This window comes from Buttiauxella izardii (assembly GCF_003601925.1).
Lineage (GTDB): Bacteria > Pseudomonadota > Gammaproteobacteria > Enterobacterales > Enterobacteriaceae > Buttiauxella > Buttiauxella izardii.
Genome location: NZ_QZWH01000011.1, coordinates 1 through 23,034, shown reverse-complemented (window position 1 = coordinate 23,034; position 23,034 = coordinate 1). Strand labels below are relative to the sequence as shown.

20 protein-coding genes are annotated in these 23,034 nt (G+C 43.8%); all 20 read right to left on the bottom strand.

Annotated features, from left to right (window positions below):
* Positions 1–361 precede the first annotated feature (361 nt).
* The 20 genes from D6029_RS07035 to hypA all read right to left on the bottom strand — a co-directional run bounded on the left by D6029_RS07035 (position 362) and on the right by hypA (position 22,965).
* A complete protein-coding gene (locus tag D6029_RS07035) occupies positions 362–1,792 on the bottom strand; it encodes a capsule assembly Wzi family protein (RefSeq protein ID WP_418230249.1) in 1,431 nt (476 codons plus the stop codon).
* Between the two features lie 80 nt (positions 1,793–1,872).
* Positions 1,873–3,045 carry a nucleotide sugar dehydrogenase gene (locus D6029_RS07030; protein WP_120064082.1) on the bottom strand — a complete coding sequence of 391 codons (1,173 nt, stop codon included), beginning with the start codon at positions 3,043–3,045 and terminating at the stop codon, positions 1,873–1,875.
* Between the two features lie 110 nt (positions 3,046–3,155).
* Entirely contained in the window at positions 3,156–4,145 is a 990-nt protein-coding gene (locus D6029_RS07025) for a right-handed parallel beta-helix repeat-containing protein (RefSeq protein WP_120064081.1), read from the bottom strand.
* Positions 4,135–5,292, bottom strand: coding sequence for a glycosyltransferase family 4 protein (locus tag D6029_RS07020; protein ID WP_120064080.1), 1,158 nt, complete (start codon positions 5,290–5,292; stop codon positions 4,135–4,137). The genes D6029_RS07025 and D6029_RS07020 overlap by 11 nt, the downstream gene beginning before the upstream one ends.
* Positions 5,289–5,861, bottom strand: a complete 573-nt coding sequence (locus D6029_RS07015) for an acyltransferase (protein ID WP_120064079.1) — start codon at positions 5,859–5,861, stop codon at positions 5,289–5,291. The genes D6029_RS07020 and D6029_RS07015 overlap by 4 nt, the downstream gene beginning before the upstream one ends.
* Positions 5,854–6,939, bottom strand: coding sequence for a glycosyltransferase (locus tag D6029_RS07010; protein WP_120064078.1), 1,086 nt, complete (start codon positions 6,937–6,939; stop codon positions 5,854–5,856). Before D6029_RS07010 ends, D6029_RS07015 begins: the two co-directional genes overlap by 8 nt.
* Entirely contained in the window at positions 6,929–8,152 is a 1,224-nt protein-coding gene (locus tag D6029_RS07005; protein WP_120064077.1) for a hypothetical protein, read from the bottom strand. The genes D6029_RS07010 and D6029_RS07005 overlap by 11 nt, the downstream gene beginning before the upstream one ends.
* Positions 8,153–8,155: 3 nt before the next feature.
* Positions 8,156–9,370, bottom strand: a complete 1,215-nt coding sequence (locus D6029_RS07000) for an oligosaccharide flippase family protein (RefSeq protein WP_120064076.1) — start codon at positions 9,368–9,370, stop codon at positions 8,156–8,158.
* Positions 9,371–9,547: 177 nt separating this feature from the next.
* Entirely contained in the window at positions 9,548–10,651 is a 1,104-nt protein-coding gene (locus tag D6029_RS06995; protein WP_120064075.1) for a glycosyltransferase family 4 protein, read from the bottom strand.
* Positions 10,652–10,729: 78 nt separating this feature from the next.
* Entirely contained in the window at positions 10,730–12,877 is a 2,148-nt protein-coding gene (locus tag D6029_RS06990; protein ID WP_120064074.1) for a polysaccharide biosynthesis tyrosine autokinase, read from the bottom strand.
* Positions 12,878–12,900: 23 nt separating this feature from the next.
* Entirely contained in the window at positions 12,901–13,335 is a 435-nt protein-coding gene (locus tag D6029_RS06985) for an arsenate reductase/protein-tyrosine-phosphatase family protein (protein WP_120064073.1), read from the bottom strand.
* 2 nt (positions 13,336–13,337) lie between these two features.
* The gene (locus D6029_RS06980) at positions 13,338–14,471 is read right to left on the bottom strand and encodes a polysaccharide export protein (RefSeq protein ID WP_120064105.1); all 1,134 of its coding nucleotides are present in this window, start codon (positions 14,469–14,471) and stop codon (positions 13,338–13,340) included.
* A gap of 73 nt (positions 14,472–14,544) precedes the next feature.
* Entirely contained in the window at positions 14,545–15,642 is a 1,098-nt protein-coding gene (gene wecA, locus D6029_RS06975; protein WP_120064072.1) for a UDP-N-acetylglucosamine--undecaprenyl-phosphate N-acetylglucosaminephosphotransferase, read from the bottom strand.
* Between the two features lie 1,119 nt (positions 15,643–16,761).
* Positions 16,762–17,109 (bottom strand): HNH nuclease YajD, encoded by a 348-nt coding sequence (gene yajD, locus D6029_RS06970; RefSeq protein ID WP_064561273.1) that lies wholly within the window; start codon positions 17,107–17,109, stop codon positions 16,762–16,764.
* 42 nt (positions 17,110–17,151) lie between these two features.
* Entirely contained in the window at positions 17,152–19,236 is a 2,085-nt protein-coding gene (flhA, locus tag D6029_RS06965) for a formate hydrogenlyase transcriptional activator FlhA (protein ID WP_120064071.1), read from the bottom strand.
* Between the two features lie 134 nt (positions 19,237–19,370).
* On the bottom strand, positions 19,371–20,381 hold the full coding sequence (gene hypE / locus D6029_RS06960; protein WP_120064070.1) for a hydrogenase expression/formation protein HypE: 1,011 nt from the start codon (positions 20,379–20,381) through the stop codon (positions 19,371–19,373).
* On the bottom strand, positions 20,378–21,499 hold the full coding sequence (gene hypD / locus D6029_RS06955) for a hydrogenase formation protein HypD (protein ID WP_120064069.1): 1,122 nt from the start codon (positions 21,497–21,499) through the stop codon (positions 20,378–20,380). The genes hypE and hypD overlap by 4 nt, the downstream gene beginning before the upstream one ends.
* Complete coding sequence (locus D6029_RS06950; protein ID WP_120064068.1) at positions 21,499–21,759, bottom strand: HypC/HybG/HupF family hydrogenase formation chaperone; 261 nt, start codon at positions 21,757–21,759, stop codon at positions 21,499–21,501. The genes hypD and D6029_RS06950 overlap by 1 nt, the downstream gene beginning before the upstream one ends.
* Entirely contained in the window at positions 21,750–22,613 is an 864-nt protein-coding gene (gene hypB / locus D6029_RS06945) for a hydrogenase nickel incorporation protein HypB (RefSeq protein WP_120064067.1), read from the bottom strand. The genes D6029_RS06950 and hypB overlap by 10 nt, the downstream gene beginning before the upstream one ends.
* Entirely contained in the window at positions 22,606–22,965 is a 360-nt protein-coding gene (gene hypA, locus D6029_RS06940; RefSeq protein ID WP_120064066.1) for a hydrogenase maturation nickel metallochaperone HypA, read from the bottom strand. Before hypA ends, hypB begins: the two co-directional genes overlap by 8 nt.
* Positions 22,966–23,034 lie beyond the last annotated feature (69 nt).

Sequence of the window (23,034 nt, the reverse complement as noted above, 5' to 3'; positions counted from 1 at the left end):
GATAAATGAGAGGAAGCATAAATAATATTGCTATAACGCTCATAACAGGTACCCAACTTAAACTACAGGCAATGCAATGAGTGACAACATATCTACATCTTCGGCAACAAATCAGAACTTAGGCTTTTGGATAATCGAGAAGAGATCGAGCGCAGGGTGCTAGTTGAAAGGGTTTATAGAGGGATAAGAGAAGTCAAAGACCAGGGGGGCAAAGAAACTTAGCAGAAGAGATGAAAGAAAATGGGTCAGAAAATGCCAGTCGGCGCCGTAAGAGTGATAAATGCCAGTCTTACAGCGCCAGAGGTTTTGTTCTTGTGTCGCGCATATGCTCGCTGCCGCTGAGCATTAAGCTGATAGTGGATTACAAATTGAACGGGATTTCGCACCCCACTCCCACACCTGCATCGTTATCACTTTTGCTGGCGTCGGTGTACCACGCTCCAACTTTCAATCTTGCCGAGCGATAAACATCGCCGCTCCAGCCGAGTTGCAGCCCGGTCAAAGTATCTGACTGTGGGAAAGCCCGGTTAATATCTCTACTTTCAGGATTGACCCTTGCGTAAACCAAACGAGCACTCCAACGCTGACTATCTTCAGTAGCCAATTCTACCTTGCCCGCCAGTAGCCGCCCATCGCCACCAATCGCATCCCCCAACGGATACCCCTGCTGATAATAGCCATCGGTGTAAATATGATGGGTGTAGCTGGAACCCAGGCGCCCGAAGTTTCTGCGTGTGTCATGAGCTTCTACATACCAGTTAATGGCATCTTTTCCGGCTATATGATGACCTTCAACGCCACCGAGGAAGAGATTTCCACTAGGCATAAACCCCGCTTCGTCTTCGCCGATCATCTGACCATAAATGTTGACTGGCCAACCAAGCGTGGGTTGGAGCTTCAATTTGAAATCAAAGCCCGCCAGTTGGTTACCCGGCTCATTCCCCGTGCCGGTATTATCCTGGCCGGCAAAGCCGTTCATAAATGTACTGAATGACTTTGATCTACCATCCCCACCCCACTGCATCATGCGTGAAGCGCCAAGCTCCAGTGATGAAAGTGGAGAAAATGTTAGCCGCCCTCCGGTCAGCAGAGTATGGGGTACAGCGGTATATTGATTGAGTTGACCTGCCGTAATTTGATATTGCCATGGGCCAATCCAGTTCAGCCACCAGGTTTCGGGCGCAGTTTGCTCCGCACGCTGCATCAAAAAACCCGTTACCGGACGCGCAGCATCAGAACGAATCAGGCTACCTTCATAGCCCGGCCCCCACCACTGCGGGATCTGCCCAAACGCGAGCCATTGGTTCGCAAATCTAAAAGCACCGTAGGAATTATTGAGATTGTAGGGGGAACCATTACTGATCTGCATATCAGCTTCTGCATTTCCCTGCAGATGCACATCCCACGCATCGCCGCCCAAATTGAAGGCCAACGACGCCTCCTGTCCGGCATAAATCGCATTGCCAAATCCCTGCGGCGTACCGGGTTCATTGCTATATGAATGTGCGGTTATTCGGGCATCGGCTTTGAGGGTGTAAAGGCGATGATTCGCGCGTTCCACAACGGCACGCTCAGAAGGATATTCTGTCCGGGCATTTTTCAGAGCCCTCTCGACTTCATCCTGGCTAAGGGGCCAGGTGGATAATCCCAGATTGATAATGCCCCTTTCGGAAAGGAAGGCGAGATCGTTGCGTAGCATTTCATCGGGTAGAAGCAGGCCTGCAGTGTGCCCGGTAATACTAATACTTAATAAGGCGATACCGGTTGTTGCACGGAAAATATTATTAAATATAGAGTGCACAGAATATCCTTTCTGGTGAATGCAGAAATCCATTGAAGCAACGCGTGGTTTATTTTATTAACCAGTAGTTCTTAATTATCCCCAAAAATATCTCGCGTATAGATTTTATGTTCCACATCTAAAAGCTCTTCCATCATGCGATTAGAAATAATCACATCTGAGATTTTTTTAAATTCATCAAGCGAATGGATAACTCTGGAGTTAAAGAATTCCTTTTCTGGTAGTACAGGTTCGTAAACGACAACTTCAATACCTTTGGCTTTGATACGTTTCATGATCCCCTGAATAGAGGAAGCACGGAAGTTATCTGAACCCGCTTTCATTATCAGGCGATAAACCCCTACACACTTAGGCGAACGGCTAAGAATCGCATCGGCAACAAAGTCTTTACGGGTACGGTTTGCATCAACAATGGCATTGATAAGGTTGTTTGGCACATTGCTGTAATTGGCTAATAACTGTTTGGTATCTTTAGGTAAGCAATAGCCGCCGTAGCCAAATGAAGGGTTGTTATAGTGGGTTCCTATTCGCGGATCCAGACAGACACCTTCGATAATATGGCGAGCGTTCAAATTGTATGATTCAGCATAGCTATCAAGTTCATTAAAATATGCCACACGCATCGCCAGATAAGTATTTGCGAACAACTTGATGGCTTCCGCTTCGGTGGAGTCGGTAAATACAACAGGAATATCTTCGGCTACTGCACCTTCGACCAATAGGCTGGCAAACAATTCAGCACGTTTGGAACGCTCCCCCACAACGATACGGGATGGATATAGATTATCGTGCAACGCTCTCCCTTCTCGTAAAAATTCCGGCGAGAAAAGTATGTTGTCGATACCGAACTGTTCTTTGATACGCTTTGTGTAACCAACTGGAACTGTTGATTTAATAACGATTACTGCCGAAGCCGAAGGATTGATTGCCAAAACATCACTGATGACAGCTTCTACCGACGAAGTGTTGAAGTAATTTGTCTTCGGATCATAATCCGTGGGTGTTGCAATAATTACAAAATCAGCATTGCTATATGCTTCTTGTTTGTTGGTCGTCGCGAAGAAATTTAATTCTTTAGTTTTAAGATAGTGCTCAATATCTTTATCAACAATTGGAGAGCAACGATCGTTGAGTAAGTCAACTTTATGCTGAATAATATCTAATGCAACGACCTGGTGATTTTGGGCAAGTAAGATCCCATTGGATAGCCCAACGTAGCCTGTACCGGCTATGGTGATTTTCATTCTATACGCTCATTAAATTTAATTATAAAAGGTTCAAAGTGTTATTTGATTTATCAAAAACACTAAATGTTCAATTTTTAGTAATTGATGCTACGTCCTTTGTAACTCCCTTATTTACGCATGAAATCAAGCCAACAAAGATTATCAGAATTAAATGCTACGACTGCATAACCATCAGAAAGGCCAGAAATATTACAGAGATATATTTTAGAAATTTTATAATTCGTTATAGAATTATCATGAATGTCATAGTGCCATCCAGTTAATGTACGGATATCAAAAGCTTGTGACCTAATAAAAATACCACGATTGGTATTTTGGATTCTGTTCCCATAAATGAATATATCACTGATAACTGAGGACAATTTTGATTTGATACTAACCACAACAGCAGCTTTCCCACCAATATTTGAAAAAATATTGTTAGAGATCGTGATTCTTTTCACCACATGCTCTTTATTTCTGTTGGGCTCTATATCAATTGCACCGGGCATATCTCTTCTTGTTGTATTATAAAATTGATTGCTTGTTATTTTAATATTAGTACCGTCAATTATACTGATCGCATTTCTATTATTCTTAGTTATACCATCAAAAGTCGCGTCACTAATGGAAATGTTCTTATTGTGTTTACCATGAAAACCTAGATAAATACCATCCCCACGAAAACCACCGAGTTTTACATGATGAATATCAACATTACTTGCACCAAAGAGTTCGATCAAATGCACATGCTCAGAAAACCCCAGCACAGCAACATTACCTTGTAATGATAGGTTTTGAATCGTTAGATTTTCTGCTTCGTCAAAATTCTTATTTGTTATCAAACTATCTGGGTTAGAATCTTCACGCCCATCGACTATAAAAGTTTTGTCTTCACCCGCACCAATAATTAAAACATCACTTCCAATTTCTATTTCTTGTTTGAAAATACATTTCCCATTGGTAAGATGTAATCTTACATTCTCCAGAGTCAATTTTTCATTAATAACCGTCTCATTATTATCTTTTGAACAACTCAGAGTTAAATCTTGAGGTTGAGCGTAACCATAACCAACCCGAAAGATAAAAACTAAAAAAAACATTAATCTAATGATCATCTGCAATACCATTACAATATGCTTTAAAAAAATCATAACGTTTAATTGCAAGTATTCCTGCGTCAAATATTTTTGCTGTTTTTATTGAGGATGCAACACATTTGTTAAACTCACTTTCATTCCCGATAACTCTGGCAATAATATCAGCCAGAGACTGATAATCTCCGGGTTCATGGAGATATTCCGGTGTGACTAACTCAGGCATACCTCCCGCAGAGCTCAGGACTACTGGGCAGCCTCTCGACATCGCTTCAATAACAGAGCGCGGAAGTCCTTCCTGGTTACTCGGCTGCACATAAATATCAGTTGTATCTAAAAAATCGTAAATGTCTTTTCCTGGTTTGATATTCCCTTTAAAAAAGACTTTATCCTTAATACGCAGATTAGATAAAAGTGCTTCGTTTTTGTATTTATCCCCACCACCAACGATGTGCAACGAGATATCTATATTTCTATTGGTTAATATTCGCAAAGCATTATAGATAGTATCAAAACCTTTATGGGGACTATCCAGAGATCCAATCAGCCCTACTCTGATTGATTTTTTGGGGTAGGTTTTAGCTAACCGTTCTTGAGTTGAATCAAGCAGTTCAACGTTGGATACTGCAATCGCACGATTGTTAGGATAGCGCTTTTGCAGGAAATTATCCGTTACGTAGATTGCCCCCCATGCATTCTTCACCGCCAGCCTGGTTCTCAGGGTTAAGAACGGGGCATATAAATACCCTTTTACTGATTTGTATCCAGTCATCGCATCCCAGGGACATGCAACAACTTCGGCTATATATTTCTTCCCGAGTTCACGTGCAATTCCAGCAACCATAATTCCTATTTCACTGGGAAGTCGGACAACGATACCGTCAGCCTCTCTAACTAAAGCATAGAGTTCTTCAATTCTTTTTTTATCTTTAAGAAACAAACCGGATAAAGAGGATTGGTTTTCCATTTTGAAAAAGTCAATATTTGCACCACTGGATATAGACCAATTAGGAGCCACCGAGTCCATTTCTTTATAGCGGCTAACCACGCTGATACTATCAAAATGATTAAAATATCTTTGAAATGATGCATAGGGTAACTTCCCTGCTGAATATACATTTCCATTAACATGGTAAAAAAAGTGATCGTGGGCAAAAATCATCTTCATAAAATATCTTTCTTCTTTGTTGCAGGAATGCCCACATATAAGCCACTGGACAAATTATGTTTCACCACCGAATTCGCTCCAACGACTGTGTCCGAGAAAATTGTCGTTCCACCCAAAACCCTTACTCCACATCCAATCCAAACATTGGAGTGAATTTCTACAGGTTTCATAATGACTTTCTGATATTTGAATGGTGTGCTGCTTTTAACATAAGAATGATCGAATGTTAAAATAGATGTTCCATGAGCAATGGATACATCACTACCTATAGATAACTCGCCAAATCCATCAATGTAATTGTAGTCATGTATGCTGACGTTATCCCCAACACTGATGCTTCCAATGTTCTTTATATTGCACCATCGACCTATATATACATTATCACCACAGCACTTAGACAATGAGCTAAAGATTATATATCGCAGAACCACTCCAGGCTTCCCAGGTAAACCCGAGAACATTGTCATCAATGTTACCCTTATAGACGTGGGAAGGATGGAAACGATCTTTACTAAAAATTTAATAAGCCATTTCCATCTACTGAATTTCTTTCTTCCAGTTTCAAGCATTATAAATCTCTATTACCGATCGGATGTTATTTGAAATTGAATATCGACCAGAACAAATGTCATAGTTAACACTCTTCTGCATTTTTTTATTGCATAGAGTTTGTATTTTTTCTATCCATAGAGAAGGATTTGAAACATCTATGCTGTAATAATCGTTCGTTAAACAAACCTCGTCCGGGATGGATGATGATGCAATAACGGGTAATCCTGCAGCTTGAGCTTCAATCGCAGCTAAACCCAATCCTTCATTATGTGAAGGGAATAAAAATAAATCTGCGGCATCTCGTAGAATCCGTAAGACATCTTTTGACGCACCCGCAAAAAACACCCGGTGTTCTACATTCATTTCAGTCACAAGGATCATTAATTCTTTGTAAAGATTACCGTCACCGACAATTAGAAGTTTATATTTAGCATCAAGCTGCGGTAGTAAGTTTATTAAAAAAGATTGGTTTTTTACTGCAGTAAGCCTTCCGACATTGACCAAAACAAAATCATTCTCTTGAAAGCCAAATTCTTTCCTATCCAGTTTTTCTTCTATTCTAACTAAATCTGAAAAATCCTTACCACAGGGAATAATACTAACACCATTGACCTTTTTATAGTGGCAAAGAGCTGACTCTCTACTCACAGCTGTCTTATAGTTTGAAAATAATCTAGTCAAGAGTATCTGTATATTGATTAGTGCTTTCCTTGCTAATCCTTTATTTTTATAAAAATTACTTCGATCACTATGTGAGTAAGAAATTACTTTATTAACTCCACAGACCCTTGCGACTAATGATACTATTCCATTAGTAAAGCTCACATGACTATGGCATATATCTGGATTTATTATTTTTATAGTTGCGTATAAATCTTTAATATAACTGAGTTTGTTTTTTGGGGACGATATATGATATGTTTTGCAACCTAAATCAATCAGATGTTGTTCGTAATATCCCTTCTCGGGTCTATCAACAATGATATGATATTCATAATCCTGAGAGGTCTTATTTATAAAATCAACGAGCCATGACTCTATTCCGCCAATATTGAGCTGCCCCAATACATGCAATACTTTTTTCCTAATCTTCATTCAAATTCTTTCTCATTAACAGCATAAGTGAAAGCATTACCATTGGAATTATTAATAGCTGCTTTCTGAACATAGCATCACCAGCGCGTCCTAATTCATAAGTCCCTTCCTGGTTGTCAATAGAATAAAACCCAACCAAAGTCATAATTGCAGAGAATATGAAAACGACGATAAATGAATTAACTAAAAGTGAATCAAAAACAATACTTTTAGTATTTATAAATTTAACCAATAAATATAAAGCGATCCCAACAGTACAAAGGACAGGGATTAAAGTAAAACTGGAGTAGTTGGTAATCTGGATTGGGTTTGGAGCGAGATACATAAAGCCAGCAATCAACGGCCAGTTAACGATTACGGCAAAATCCTTTAATGTAAAATATAATATAATAACAGCAGTAGTAAGCAAAGATAGTTTAATGTATTTTTTAAAATCCGTGAAATAAAGACTATATAATATTGCCACAAATGGCGAGTATGGCCTCAGTAAAATACAGTAAGAAAATAATGCCATTATTACAGTAAATAAACCTATTTTTAGTCTGAGTGAATTACATGACAAAAATTTGATAATGGTTATACATAATAAAAAACACAACATCATGATGAAGATGTCCTTCCCCATCACGCTCGAAAAATATGTTATCGTTGGAGACACTGCTATTAGTACAACTATAAAGAATGAATATTTCTCTGAATGTAATGTGCTAAATATTTCTTTAAGCGTAAAGATCAATAGCATTTTGCAAATATTATTGAGAATGACAATATAGTAAACATTCTTTGAAGGCATTAATAGATAAAAATAATGCACCGGGATACCAAAGATAAAGTATGAACCAGGGCCACTTAAAACCCCATTATCTTGATTTTCACTTACCCTAAAGATCCCATCTCGTAAAATGTCTGAAATACTATTGTATGAGAGTAGAAAATCATAATATCTGGTCGCATCCAATCCTGGCATAATATCAAATTGATATATACATACCATGCTATAAAATAATGAAAAACTTAATGCCAATATAACTACAGTTACTCGAAATTTATTTTCTACATTAACAATAAATGGGATTTGTATAAACAAAGAAAAGAGTAAAAATACAAAGATAGAAACTCTCGGGTCAAAGTTAGCTAAAGCATTAGTGACAAGTAGAGCGATAAATAAGTTACATAGCCCAATAGTTAAAAACTTAGAATAAAAATAATTCAAAAATCACTCCACATTTTGAAAATTTAACTTCCTGAAAATCGCAAGATATATAAGGACTGAAATTGCAATATTAGAAGCCAACAATACCATTGGGATGTAAAATATATTTAACTTTACGCACACGAAATAGAGTAATAAAGCATGAATAACACCGCCAGCAAACGTACAGTATGAAATCTTCTTATTTTCATTGAAATACATGCACGTGGTTGCCATGATCATATAGAACCCTTGTGATAAAAATGCTGGCACCATCAAAAATGAAATATCTTTAACATACACGTAGCCCTTGCCTGTAATAATTTCGTATAACTGATGCGGTAGGAAATATGATAAAGAAGTAATAACCAGGCAGAGTAAAAAGTACTTAATGAATATGTTGTTAAAAAAGCTTAAGTCATATTTATTGTTTTTAAGGTTTTCGTATATATGTGGCGTCATGGCTTTATTGATAGCCATAAGCACCACTGTAATGAATACAGTTAGCTGAAAAGCCGCTGAATAGTTACCTAATAAAGATTTTGAAAAAAATTTCGCAATTAATATTCTATCCAATCCTGAACGCGCAAAAAAGCTTAGATTATGTATAATTAAAGGAAAACCAAAGGAAAACAATCTCTTAACCGCAACAGTAATATTGGCTTTCGTACTGATGTGGAAATACTGCTTACTTAAGTATATCGAGATTAATATTGAAGCTAGATAACTTGCGGCAACAGCATATACCCTAAGTTTGTATGTTATTGGTAGATAAGCCAGTAACAGAAGGGTCAACACAAACGAAATAATTGCATTTGAAACCTGTATCACTAAATATTTTTTCGCTTCCTTGCGCGCTTGTTGCTGCGATAATAGGTTGGTGTAAATACACTGTAATGATGTAGTTAATACTGCGAGCTGAAAAATTGCGCCAGAAAAAAAGATGCTTGAAATTATTAAAAACAATATGGTTAGTAATAAGACTATTATCAATGAAGCATTAAAATAATCACTATCTTTTAACCCATTGGGCACGAAGTAGAACTGAATAATTGCAGAAGAAGTATTGATACCGATGAATATAAATAGTATTGAAACATATGTGTTAAATAATGATATGTCACTATACCCCTCAGGACCTAAAGCTCTTGATAATATAGGCAAGAGCACGAAAGGGAACAGTTTGACTAATAGCTCACCGCCAACATATATCAATGTATCACTTGTTATCTTGCGCATTATGTCCTGCTAAAATTGGTGATGACTTCTAAAGAATAAAATTATGGTTCCAATACTCAAATTTCATAAGTTCGATTTATGCTAGTTATGCATATTAGAATCATCACCAAGTTTGAATTTACTAGTATTAGCTATGGTAGTTTACTTTATTACATAATTAAAAATGAATGATTTTATTTAACCGTTAATAATCTGCATATACTTATTAATAACGATTTTTTCATCAAAAATTTTCTCAATAATCTTTCTTCCTGCCATCCCAAGACTGAGTCTTTCCTGGTGGTTAACGTTTATAACCTTCTCCATTGCCTCAGCTAACGATACAGGATTTTTCTTTTCACATAAGAAACCGTTTACGCCATCAAATACCACATCACGACAGCCAACGTTATCAGTGGCTATCAGAGGTTTCCCCATAGCAGCCGCTTCAAGCAACGAACGAGGCACACCTTCACGATAATATGACGGAAGCACAACGCAGTCATAGTGCTCGACTATTGAAGCCACATCGTCACTGGTTCCCAGATAGTTAATAATATGCTGCGAATTACATTCAAACAGATTTTTTTCATCTATCGAATTGGGATTGTTGTGATCTATTGGGCCAAGAATTGCAAACTCAACATTGCTATATTTTTTTTGTAGCATTGTTGCTGCTTCGATATATTCAGGCACTCCTTTCTGTTTCAAAAGGCGAGCAACAAGAAGAAATCTTACTTTGTTGTCATCAGGAGAAGGTTTTACAAAAAACTCGTCCAGGTTAACTCCTGATCCTGGAATATTTTTTGCCTTATACTCTGGCACAATCTTATGCTTTAAGAAGAAATGTAGATCTTCATCATTTTGGAAGAAAATGGTGTTAGTAGCCAGGTTAGAAATTCTATATGCAAGACTAACAATTTTGGTTAGCAGGTTGTTTTTAATAAACACTGCTCCCAATCCTGAAATGTTATTAATGACCTTTGCTTTACAAGCCCAGGCACCGATACTGCTGTAAATGTTTGCTTTTGGTGTAAAGTTTAAAATAATGGAAGGTTTTTCTTTAAGATAAATCATTCCATAATTTAAAATGGTCTTCATTTCCTTAAAAATATTTCGTCCAGACCTGTCAATCTCGATTCCTATATGTCTACACCCCATAGATATTAATTTATTTTCATACCCATCCTTAGGTGTAATAACTATGACCTCATGACCTTTTTTTAGGAGTTCAGAGATTGTTCCTTTTCTAAAATTAAATACATACCACGAGGTGTTCGCAGAAATAACAATTTTTTCCATGATAGATCCATTATCTACGAGAGAATAATAATAAGGTTATTATCATTGCTGATTGATTTTTAATAAAAACGGAGAGTCTTACTTATATTCGTAACTGCCATATTCGTAATAATTGCTTGATCTTTTCTCGACACCATTAAAAATTATGCCGCTGATAGCCAAATTATTCTGTGAGAAACGCTTCGCCGAGACTTCGATTTCTTTTAATGTATTTTTTTGGAAACGCGCGACTAGCATTGTTGTCCCGGCATATTTTGCTGCGATGCAGGCATCACTGACGGCCAGAACGGGAGGGGTATCTATAATCACCAAATCATACTGGCTCGCCGCCCATACCATCAAATGCTTGAAGTTAGCATTCATTAATAGTTCAGAGGGATTCGGTGGTATTTTTCCTCGGGAAATAAAATCAAGGTTTTCAATCTCGGTTTTTTGCACCGCTTCAGCGAAACTTTTTCTACCTACTAATACATCTGATAAACCGTCTTTTTCATGACAGCCCATTACGTGATGTACCTGCCCTTTACGTAAATCGGCATCGATCAATAAAACTTTTTTATTTGATTGAGCGATCACTGCCGCAAGGTTACAACTGACGAAAGTTTTACCTGCTTCCGGTGTTGCACCGGAAATAAGAAGTATATTATTTTCTGCCTGCAGCATGGCGAAATGAAGGCTAGTACGCAGACTACGAATCGCTTCTACAGATAAATCTGTTGGATTATCTTCAGCAAGCAAAGTCACCGAACGAACAGACCGCTTTTTGCTCTTCATTAGCTTAAGGTTTTTCTCCTTGAGCCATTTTGATACTGGGATAGTGGCATAAACATTCAAGCCCAGATTTTCAATCTCTTCACCGCTTTCAATACCAGTATGGAACAATTTGTACAGCAGGCATGCCGCTACAGAAATGAATAATCCAGACACAACCCCAAGTATTACGATTAAAAACTTTTTAGGTGATATCGGTTTTTTCTCTGCAACCGCAGTATCAATGATCCTAACATTACCTACCGTGCTGGCTTTGTTTATATTAAGCTCCTGTTGTTTATTTAATAACAACATATAGACTTCCTGACCGGATTGAACGTCGCGCGTCAGGCTTAATATTTCCTGCTGAGTTTTTGGCATATTCCCAATGCGGGCATTGAGTTTTTCACGCTCTTGTAATAAAAGTGCCTTTTTTTCTAATAGGGTTCGGTATGCAGGGTGGTCACGAGTATAAAGCTTCGAGATTTCAGCTTCTTTAAACGTTAATTCATTAATTTGTGTATCCAAAGAAACGGTATTATCCAATACGGATTTTGCTTCAAGGGATAAATCAACGGATTCATTCTTTTGGCGGAATAAATTTAATTTATTTTCTGCATCATCCAGCTTGGCACGAACCTGTGGGAGTTGTTCTTTTAAGAAATCCAGGCTTTTGGCCGCCTCTTCAGATTTACGCCCCACGTTTTGCTGCAGGTAGTTATTGCTGATGCTGTTTAATATCTGAGTAGCCTGCTTCGCATTTTCGCCTTTAAATGTCAGCTTCAGCATTCCACTATCTTTGCTCATGTCCGCTACTGAGAAATTATCAAGCAATTGATTAATTGCCGTCAGTTTCTCAAGCTTCGTAATCTCAAAGGTAGTATTTTCTGGTGCATTTATTTCACTCACCAGAAGATTTATATTTTCTTTTTCGAGTAATTCCCCTGTCTTGCCTTCAAAAGTTTCATCATCAACGGTGATGCTGTAGCGTGTGGGAGAAATTACGGTCAGTGTAAATGTATTATCCAGTAATTCATTTGCTACTGTAAGGCGCGAAATAGCTATTTTCCCATCCTGGTGTCCTACCAGGCGGGCCAATCCTTTTCCAATAATTGGGAAGTGCTTCTCCTGCACCACAGTATCTAATGCCAGGTCATCTACTGTCTGGCCCAGAACCATACGTGACTGCAGTAATCCAATTTCAGTCTCTGATTCTGTTTTACTATCAGGTAAAATTTCAGAAAGCTTACTTAATACATTACTACCCGTATTCTGTTCAACTTGTATTAAAGCATTAGCGCTATATATCGGAGTTGCCAACAAGGCATATGCTATTCCCGCCATAGTAAATAGAAGGGTGATAATTGCGACTTTCCATTTATTATCGAATAATATTCCAAATGCATTTTGTAGGTCTAATTGTTCTATTCTGTTTGTATTGTTATTTCTATTAAGATAGGAAGTTTGGTCAGACATTTAACGACATCTCTTTACGGTATCTATTTCTTTAATGCCAGAACCCAACGCGCGGTGCTTTGAGCTAGCTGTGTATAAACCAGTTGGTACATTTCACGGCTTTTTTTGTAGGGATCGCCGATTTCCAGCTGGTTCTGCCAGTGGCCAAATAACATGGTTTTGCCACTGGCTTCCGGGTAGCTCTTTTTAATACGCTCGAGGTGAGATTTTTCCATCACCAGAATCAGGTCGTATTGCATCGCAAGTTCGGAAGAAAACGCCTGAGCACAATGTCCATCCAGCGATAAGCCATGTTCAGCCGCAATTTGCGTGGCTATTGAATTCGCCCCTTCCCCCACTAATGCACCCAATCCTGCGGAATCTATCTTTCTCCCCGGCAGTGCCTTGCGTAATAACCGCTCCCCGGTTGGGGAACGGCAAATATTGCCGATACAAACCACTAATATTGAATCGAACATAATTACCAATTCTTAATCATGCGGACGGTTTCAGTCATATCGTTAACCCCGGTAATCGTCGGAACCAACTGCCCCAGCACGCGGTTCCAGCGGGTAATCGGTGCGGTGGTAACGTACACAATGTCGTAGGGTTGCAGCTTAAACTCGGTGCCCATTACCAGCGCCGAGGCATCAGAAACATCCATCTGATAAACGTTGGCAATTTTGCCGCCGTTATTTTTGCCACGTGTTGAGCGGATGACGAAAATCCCGGTCGCGTCTGAAGTCATCTGGTCGATGCCTTCCGCATTGCCCAACGCTTCGGTCAGGGTCATACCGCTGCGGTCCATTTTCAGGGTGGTTTGTTTCTTCACTTCCCCCATCACGAACACTTTCAGGTCGTCATTGCGTGGCACAAACAAAATGTCGCCGTTGTACATCAGGCGGTTTTGTTGCAGGTCACCGTTTTTCATCAGCGCCTGAAGTGAGATGCGCTCGTCTTTCCCGTTGTGGGTCAGCACCGCGTTGTTCCAGTCGGCGTTTTCAGCAAGGCCACCGGCCTGGTTGATCGCATCCATAATGGTCAGCGGTACGTTGGAAATAGCCAGTTGGCCGGAGTGCGCCACTTCGCCCGTGACATACGCTTTTTGGGAGCGGAAAGCGGCAACGCTGATATCAATTTGCGGGGTCTCGATATAGGCCGCCAGCTTGTTGGTCAGCTCTTCGCGTAATTCGGCGAGTGTGCGGCCAACCACTTTTACCTTGCCCGCGTACGGGTAGAAAATAGTGCCGTCGGACTGTACCCAGTTGCCGGTATCTGAGGCGCTACGGTATTGACCGGCTGGCGTCGTCAGTTCCGGGTGATCCCACACGGTGACCATTAACACGTCGCCCACACCAATACGGTATTGATAATTCTGCACTTCTTTTTCAAGCTGCGGATTAGTACGCGCCACCGCAGGAGACGAACTCAATGACTCAATCAATTTTGGCGTCACGCGATAGACATTTACTTTGTCGCTGATATTCACAGTGTCGTCTTTATTGACGACAGTTTTGCCGGAGGTGGTGAGGTTACTGCCTGGGACAATCGTGCAGCCACTAAGCAACGCTGCTGAAATGAGTAACGGCACAGCAGCTAATTTTACAATCTTCATGTTGGTCACTTGGTTCATCGGATAGAGTAAAACCCAGCAGCGCTGGGCTTAAATGCAAAAGGGACGAGCGGGGTTAGCGATTACTCACTGACGCATCGGGCGGAACGATTTGGCTCTGTTTGAGTTGAGCTCTTGGGTCTGGGTTGAGCTGTTGAAGTCGATTGTTTGTAAACAGGTAGCCCATAAATACGCAGAGGAATAGCGCCAGCGAGAACCACTCCGCAATACCGATAATCGAAAGTACGATTCCGATAGCGGCAAAAATCGCGGTCAACGCAGTGATAAACATCACCGTCTGGCGTCCCGTTAACCCGCCGCGCATTAAAATATGGTGTAAGTGGTCACGGTCTGGATGGAATGGGCTTTGCCCTCGCCGAATCCGGCGCGTCATGATGGTGACCATATCCATTAACGGCAGCGCTATCAGCCACAATACGGTCACGGGTGCCATCACAGCTTCATCGCCCTGGCTTCCCAGCATCACCATCCACAGCACGGTAAAACCAATCACCATACTGCCCGCATCACCCATAAATACTTTCAGGCGATGGTGGCCTAACAAGCCCATGTTCAGTATCAAATAGGGGATCAAAGCGACAATCATTAACAAGCACCACATGGCATGCGATTGTTCGCCCGCAAGCCAAAACACCACCATCAGCGCTGCAAATACGGTGCCTGCCACCGAGCCGAGCAAACCATCCACACCGTCAATCATGTTGAAAGCATTGATAGCGGCCCATGAAGCGAACAGCGTCACCAGATAACCCACTGGCCCGAGCAGCAATTCTTGCTCACCCAGCACGTGGCCGAAGGATCGCAAATACAGACCGTCAACCATGAGAATCACCGCCGACAATCCCTGAATCACAACGCGTGGCGCGACCGGCAGATCGAAACGGTCATCGGCAATACCGATGCCTAGCAACAGAGACACGCTCAAGAAATAAGTCAGGAAATGGGCTTCGGTGTGGGGCAGCACTTCTGGCTGGAACAAATAAAACATCGCGATAGCGCTATAGAAGGAGATACCGCCCACCAGAGGAATTTCACCTTTGTGTTTTTTTCGCCCACCAGGTTTATCAACCAGACCACATTTTAAGGCCACCATTCGGGCGATAAGAAGTGCAGCCATCGCTGTGATAAACATGATGAGAATGTCTTTACCCATGATGGAAATACCTTAATTCCTTTTGACAAAGCTACCGCCGATAGTGAAACAGGAAATATCCCGCACCATTACTTAAATTCAATTTGTTCACACAGCAAAACAACCGCATCCATGCGGCGTTTTAATTCTAAAGAAGAGTGAATTGCGCGGATTCTATTACAGGGTTTTATAGGGATCAAAAAACACACAAGAGTCTTATAAAAATAAGACTCAAAACAAAAAATATTATTAAAAAATATTTAATTCATTAAAAACAATCAGTTATAATCATCATGGATAAAATGAAAACCTCACGTTAATTTCCATTTAAAGCATAACGAAAGGGGATTATTTAATTTTTAATAATGTTCAAACCATTAACCACCTAATTCAGTGAAGAATAATTGCTTATCTCTTTATGTTAATGTGATATTTTATTACGTTTATTTTTACTGAGCCAACTCTTGCTGGCCCGGTTAATAAAAACTTAAAAACAACACCACTATAAATATTATTTATTTAAAGTGAAGGAATAGATAATCATATAAATAAATTTAAAACTAACCCTCTATCTTCATTACATTTATTATTAAATATGGAAATTTTATTGAAGTAATCTGAATGTTTGCAGTTGGCAGCTGAACATTTATTTTAAATTAAATGACACGTTGCTAGCGAATAAATTTTAACAGTATAAACACATGATATTTAAGGGGTTTTTTATGGATCACAGTCTGGATGTTCAGCCTTGGTTTTCTTTTTGATATACAGACACGTTGTGTTGTTTACCAGATGGAAAAGTGAACAATTGAGTTATCCACATTAAAGCCATTATTCAATTGGAGGGGAATTTAAAGAGGATTGGAAAGAAACAGAGTGAAAAAATGCAAACCTGGCGTAGGGAGTCACCACTCTCTGAACCTGATTCTATGGAAAATGACGCTCATAATTTCGAAAAGTGAAGTGGTGGAAATGTAGTCAAAGATACAACTCAGGCCCTGAGCAAACGATCTCAGAATTTTCTTAGCCCAGCCTTTGGCTCATAATTTGGCTTCTGCGAAAATTCCGTAAACCGCTTGCGACTATTCTGTAAAAGCGATGGCAGCCCAACTGGAAGGAAAATTGAGTTGCCATGAGCGATTACTTCTTCTTATTCAACATCGATTTCAAATCGGCAAACGGGTTGTACGTTGCCTCACCGACATCTTTTTGCGCATCTTCACCTGCAACCACTGTCGAACCGTACTGGTCAGCTTCGGTGTATTTCGAGTGCTCATGGTCGTGGCAATACAGGCACAACAGCTCCCAGTTACTGCCATCTTCCGGGTTGTTGGTATGGTCGTGATCCATGTGGTGTACGGTTAGTTCGCGCAGGTTTGAATACACAAACTCACGCGAGCAGCGCCCGCAGACCCATGGGAACAGTTTCAGTGCTTTTTCACGATAGCCGCTTTCGAGGCGTGTGTAGTTTTTTGGGATCAGAGCCATTTTGATGTTACCTGGTCAATAAACGTAGGGTATCGAGAGAGTTTAAACCCCCTCTTTATCAATCCCCAAACGTTTCATACGCGAAAGCAGCGTGGTGCGTTTGAGCCCCAGCCGTTGTGCTGCGCCACGCGGGCCAGCAACCACGCCATTGGTTTCTTTCAATACGCGCAAAATTCTCTGGGCTTCATCTTCGCCTTCACGAATTTCTTCGCTTGCCACCAGTTTCGCGGGTTTTTCTTCCGCAACGGCGTAGTCCATTTCCGGCAGCGAAAGATGCAGCACATTGCCGCGAGTCAGCAACACCGCACGTTCAATCACGTTTTCCAGCTCACGCACGTTGCCCGGCCAGTCCATACGGCTGAGTGCGCGCAAGGTTTCCGCCGGAATACTGTCGATATTGCGGTTCATGCGATGCGCGATTTTAAAGGTGAAGGATTTCACCAGCAGCGGTATGTCTTCCGGGCGTTCACGCAGCGGCGGCAACATAATCGGGAACACGTTCAGGCGATAGTAAAGGTCGCTGCGGAACTCGCGCTCCAGCACCATCTCTTTAAGGTTGCGGTTGGTGGCGGCAATCAAACGCACATCCACCTGCTGAACCTTGTTGCTGCCAAGGCGTTCAAATTCTTGTTCCTGAAGCACCCGCAACAGCTTCGGTTGCAGCTCCAGCGGCATATCGCCCACTTCATCGAGGAACAGCGAGCTTTTATCCGCCAGCTCAAAACGCCCTATACGCTGGGTATTTGCGCCGGTAAATGCCCCGCGCTCGTGGCCAAACAAGTCGCTTTCCAGCAATCCGGCAGGCATCGCCGCACAGTTAATTTTCACCATCCGGCGGCTGTTGCGCTCGCTAAGGTTGTGAATAGCGCGAGCAATCAACTCTTTACCGGTCCCCGTTTCACCGAGGATCAGCACAGTACTGTCGCTTTTCGCCACCATCTCAACTTGTTTGAGCACGTTCGACATAACGTCACTGCGGCCAATAATCTCGCCAAAATCACTGGCGACATTGTTGATTTGCTCGGTGAGATAGAGGTTTTCATCCACCAGGTTTTCTTTCAGGCGGTTGATTTCCTGATACGCCAGCGCGTTATCCACCGCAATGGCGATACGCTCGGCAATCTGGCGCAGCAACTTGAGGTTAGCCGGGGAAAACACGCCCGCCTCGCATTGCGCCAGTTTGAGTACGCCCAGCATGTTATTACCGAAAGTCAGCGGCAACAGGCAAAGCGTTTGAATTTGGTTGCCCCACATCTCAAACAACATGCGTTCATATGGCGCAAGCTGGTCGCCTTGATGCAGGTTCAGCAGCAACATTTCGCCGCTTTTAAACACTCTTTCGGAAAGCGTGCCCGCCATTGCCACATCACTTTGGTCATGTATCGGCGACTGCTCTTCCACAAAATGAGTGGAATAGATGCTAAGACGATCTTTGCGGTTAGTGCGCAGCACGATGCTGATGGAATCGATGGAGAAATAGTGGTGAATTTCCCGGGCGATTTCGCTGATCAGTTCGTCGAGATCGAGCTTTGATAGCACCGCATTAGTCACCGCCACCAGAATACGGAAGTCGTCACGTTCCCGGCACAATTGTTGATAACCGAGGCTTGAGTCGATGCGGCTTTGAATTTGTTCCGCCACCAGCGCGACCACCTGCGCCATGGTGTGCAGGCGATTGAGCTCTTTCTCGGTCCATTCAACGTCGTTATTGCGAATAAACTCGCAGCCACCAAAAATTTTACCTTCGGCAGCCAGCGGCAACAGGCAGTAGCGGCCAAAGGGTGCGTATAACTCAAGGTTAAGCACTTGCGGCCAGGTGTCATTGAATTCTTCGTAGGTGCAAATCAATGCTTCCGGGCGGGAAAGCACACGCCGCACCGGGCCATTTGCCAGCACCATTTCATCTTCGTAATGCAACTCCTTGCCATGTTTATCCATGCCATAAAAGGCCACACGCTGATGCAGCGGATGATAAAGCAGGATATTCACTCTGTCCGCCAGCGCGCCCTGTTTTGCCATTTGCGTCAAACAGTGAGCCAGTGCCGGAAGGTCAGGTTGCTGCAACAGGGTGCGCGTAATATCAAAAAGACCCTGCTGCCCGAGATCGCTCATCGGTGTGTATGGCATTTTGCTTGTCCAAAAGATGGTAATTGAAGAGGGACTTTGTAGGGCGGATAAGCTTACGCCATCCGCCAAAGGCATTTGTCATATAAATGACGCTTAAGTGTAGTCAGGCGTTCGCTTGAAATACCTGGCTCAGGTCAACAAATACGCGGGAGTGGTTCGGAATGTGGCAAATCCAGCGTCCGTTTAACGCCATATAACCCAGCAACTCGTACACCTTTGCGCTCAACGACTTCACCAATAATAGCGGCATCTTGCCCCAATGGATTTGCCTGTAAAGCGGCAAGAACGCTTTCTGCGGCATTCCTCGCAACCGCGAGAACCAGTTTGCCTTCATTAGCAAAATTAAGCGCATCGAGGCCGAGCAATTCACACACACCGCGCACTGCCGGGTTTAATGGCAACTGGCTTTCCACCACTTCCATTCCACAACCGCAAGATGCGGCAAACTCATGCAGCACCGCATTCACGCCACCGCGTGTCGCATCACGCAACGCTTTCACACCGGGAATATTCACCAGCGGTGCGATTAACGGCGCGAGCACCGCGCAATCACTGGTTAACGCGCCTTCCAGGCCCAGTGATTCCCGGAGGTTAAGGATAGTCGCTCCATGGTCGCCCAGCGTTCCGCTGACGATTAACACGTCACCCGCGCTAATTTGCTGCGCGCCCCAATTCAGACCCGCCGGAATCGCGCCAATGCCTGCTGTGTTGATGAACAGTTTGTCCGCCGCGCCACGCTGTACCACTTTGGTATCGCCCGTCACCACGGGGATTCCTGCCGCTTTGGCCGTCGCCGCCATGCTGGTAACGACGCGCTCTAACGTTTCAAGCGGCAAGCCTTCTTCAAGGATAAACCCGCAGGATAACCAGCGCGGTGTGGCTCCGCTGACCGCAACATCGTTGGCGGTTCCGCAAATCGCCAGCTTGCCGATATCGCCACCGGGGAAAAACAGCGGGTCGATCACGTAGCTGTCGGTGGAGAACGCCAGACGGTCGCCGCTGGCGGTGAGTTCAGCCAGCGGTAAACGCGCCTGATCTTCTTGTTCTGCCAGCCACGGATTATCAAACGCCTGCATGAACAAGTCAGCTACCAACTTTTGCATGGCCTGGCCGCCGCTGCCGTGGGCCATTTCGATTGTTTTCATGCTTCACACTCCTGACCGCGATATTGATACCAGGCGGCGCAGGCTCCTTCGGAGGAAACCATCAATGCGCCAAACGCATTTTGTGGGTTGCAGGCTTTGCCAAACATCGGGCACTGGTGTGGCTTGCAGCGCCCGGTGAGCACATCGCCACAACGGGCGAGCGGGTCGTCGTAAACCTGTTGCGGCGCGGGTTTGAAATAGTCTTCCGCATCGAACTGGCGATAGTCGTCCGTTAATTGCACGCCGGAATCGCTGATAGTTCCCAGCCCGCGCCATTCCGCGTCACCCCGTACAGCAAATACCTCGGCAATCGCTTGCTGCGCCAGATTATTGCCCGCATCCGGCACCACACGTTTGTACTGGTTTTCCACTTTGCTGTGCTGATGGATTTTTTGCTCCACCAGCATTACCACGCCCTGCAATAAATCCAGCGGCTCAAAGCCTGCCACCACCAGCGGACGCTGATGCTGCGTGGCGATAAAATTATAGGCTGCGGTGCCGATCACCATGCTGACATGGCCGGGTGCCAAAAACGCATCAATGCCGTTATCCGGCTGCTCCAGCAAACTGCGCAAGGTTGGAATCAAGGTAATGTGCTGGCAGAAAAAGTAAAAATTGTTGATGCCCTGAGATTTGGCCTGTTGCAACGTAATTGCCGTCGTCGGCATGGTGGTTTCAAAACCCAGGCCAAAGAAAACGACTTTTTTGTCCGGATTCGCACTTGCCAAAGCGAGCGCATCCATTGGCGAGTAAACCACGCGCACATCCGCGCCGCGTGCTTTGGCCTGCATCAGCGAGCCATTTTTGCCCGGCACGCGCATCGCATCGCCAAAGGTGCAAAAAATCACATCCGCATGGCTGGCGATTTCGATGCAGGCGTCGATACGCCCCATCGGCAACACGCAAACCGGGCAACCCGGGCCATGGATAAACTCGATGTTTTCCGGCAGCAACTGGTCGAGGCCAAACTTGAAGATGGCGTGAGTATGGCCGCCGCAAACTTCCATAATGCGCAGCGGGCGCTCGGCGGTGTAAGGCAGTTTGGGCGCACGTTCACGCAGCACATCAATCAACTGCATCACTTTGTCGGGAGCGCGATATTCATCTACAAAATGCATCATCGACTTTCTTCCCCAAACAGCAGGCCGCCAACGTCAGGCTCAACTTCAAACATATTTTGCAATGCGTCGAGCGTATCGCGAGCTTCGGCTTCATCAATAATTGCCATCGCAAAACCGACGTGAACCAACACCCACTGGCCGATTTGCGCATCGCCCACCAGCATCAGATTGACGTCACGCTTGATGCCGCAAACGTCTACTTTGGCGCTGCCGTCCGGCAGGCGTTCAACGATTTGCCCCGGAATGCCTATGCACATCGTTCAGCCTCCAGCCAGTTCAGCCATTCGTCCATGCCTTCGCCGCTGGTCGCAGAAACCAGGATGATTTCAATATCCGGGTTCACCTGGCGGGCGTAATCGAGGCATTTGTCGACATCGAACTGCAAATACGGCAGCAGGTCGATTTTGTTGAGCAGCATTAATGAGGCAGCAGCAAACATATGCGGGTATTTCAGCGGCTTGTCTTCGCCTTCGGTGACCGAAAGCACCGCGACTTTATGACGCTCGCCAAGGTCAAAACTCGCCGGGCACACCAGGTTGCCGACGTTTTCGATAAACAAAATGCCGTCGCGTTCCAGCGGCAGGCGCTGCATCGCATCGCGGATCATCTGCGCATCGAGGTGGCAGCCTTTCCCGGTATTCACCTGAATCGCTGGCGTGCCGGTGGCGCGAATACGCTCGGCGTCGTTTACGGTTTGCTGGTCGCCTTCGATTACCGCGCAAGGCACGCGGCCAATCAGGCGTTTTAAGCTTTCGGTCAGCAGCGTGGTTTTGCCAGAACCCGGACTTGAAACCAGGTTCAGCACCAGTTGCTGCTGTTTAGCGAACTGTTCACGGTTATAGACGGCGAGCTGGTTGTTTTTATCCAGCACGTTGAGTTCGATTTCCAGCATCCGGCGCTGAGTCATGCCCGGCGCGTGGGTGCCCGCGGCACCATGGCCGTAATGTAAATCGCCCTGTTCATCGGCGGTTGGGGCAAACTTCACGCCAGTGATTGGCGTTAAGGCACGCGCGGCTGGCGCGAACGGTGCGCTGCGGAAACCCGAGTGCGGGTTGCGCTCGTCGCCTTCTATATAAAGGTTGCCTTCAGCGCAACCACAAGTACTACACATGATTTATCTCCTCCACTTCCAGACGCTTAATCTGCACGCCGTCATCTGCCACGATGCGTAAATTACTGCCTTCGCACAGCGGGCAGCGCCGCACCAGTTGCGTTAACAATGTGATGTGTTGCTGGCAGTCATAACACCAGCATTCCGCTTCTTGCTGATGAATATAAAGCTGACAGCCTTCGGCTACTGTGTCGCGGCACACCAATTCAAAACAGAACTCCAGCGCGCTTTGCTCAACACATGAGAAAGCGCCCACTTCCAGCCAGACGCCAGTGACGCGAGTCACACCGTGTTGTTGGGCTTGAGCTTCGATGAGTTCCAGTGCGCGTTGGCAGAGGGTGATTTCGTGCATGTTACCTCCGGGGATATCTGGGGGAGGTAATGCAAGGATGATGCCAGGTGCGCCCTCACCCCAGCCCTC

Bases quoted from the DNA above. Each gene is read 5' to 3' on its own strand.
- D6029_RS07030 (WP_120064082.1), bottom strand. From the start codon at position 3,045: ATGAAAATCACCATAGCCGGTACAGGCTACGTTGGGCTATCCAATGGG.
- D6029_RS07025 (WP_120064081.1), bottom strand. From the start codon at position 4,145: ATGATCATTAGATTAATGTTTTTTTTAGTTTTTATCTTTCGGGTTGGT.
- D6029_RS07020 (WP_120064080.1), bottom strand. From the start codon at position 5,292: ATGAAGATGATTTTTGCCCACGATCACTTTTTTTACCATGTTAATGGA.
- D6029_RS07015 (WP_120064079.1), bottom strand. From the start codon at position 5,861: ATGCTTGAAACTGGAAGAAAGAAATTCAGTAGATGGAAATGGCTTATT.
- D6029_RS07010 (WP_120064078.1), bottom strand. From the start codon at position 6,939: ATGAAGATTAGGAAAAAAGTATTGCATGTATTGGGGCAGCTCAATATT.
- D6029_RS07000 (WP_120064076.1), bottom strand. From the start codon at position 9,370: ATGCGCAAGATAACAAGTGATACATTGATATATGTTGGCGGTGAGCTA.
- D6029_RS06995 (WP_120064075.1), bottom strand. From the start codon at position 10,651: ATGGAAAAAATTGTTATTTCTGCGAACACCTCGTGGTATGTATTTAAT.
- D6029_RS06990 (WP_120064074.1), bottom strand. From the start codon at position 12,877: ATGTCTGACCAAACTTCCTATCTTAATAGAAATAACAATACAAACAGA.
- D6029_RS06985 (WP_120064073.1), bottom strand. From the start codon at position 13,335: ATGTTCGATTCAATATTAGTGGTTTGTATCGGCAATATTTGCCGTTCC.
- D6029_RS06980 (WP_120064105.1), bottom strand. From the start codon at position 14,471: ATGAAGATTGTAAAATTAGCTGCTGTGCCGTTACTCATTTCAGCAGCG.
- wecA (WP_120064072.1), bottom strand. From the start codon at position 15,642: ATGGGTAAAGACATTCTCATCATGTTTATCACAGCGATGGCTGCACTT.
- yajD (WP_064561273.1), bottom strand. From the start codon at position 17,109: ATGGCTCTGATCCCAAAAAACTACACACGCCTCGAAAGCGGCTATCGT.
- flhA (WP_120064071.1), bottom strand. From the start codon at position 19,236: ATGCCATACACACCGATGAGCGATCTCGGGCAGCAGGGTCTTTTTGAT.
- hypE (WP_120064070.1), bottom strand. From the start codon at position 20,381: ATGAAAACAATCGAAATGGCCCACGGCAGCGGCGGCCAGGCCATGCAA.
- hypD (WP_120064069.1), bottom strand. From the start codon at position 21,499: ATGCATTTTGTAGATGAATATCGCGCTCCCGACAAAGTGATGCAGTTG.
- D6029_RS06950 (WP_120064068.1), bottom strand. From the start codon at position 21,759: ATGTGCATAGGCATTCCGGGGCAAATCGTTGAACGCCTGCCGGACGGC.
- hypB (WP_120064067.1), bottom strand. From the start codon at position 22,613: ATGTGTAGTACTTGTGGTTGCGCTGAAGGCAACCTTTATATAGAAGGC.
- hypA (WP_120064066.1), bottom strand. From the start codon at position 22,965: ATGCACGAAATCACCCTCTGCCAACGCGCACTGGAACTCATCGAAGCT.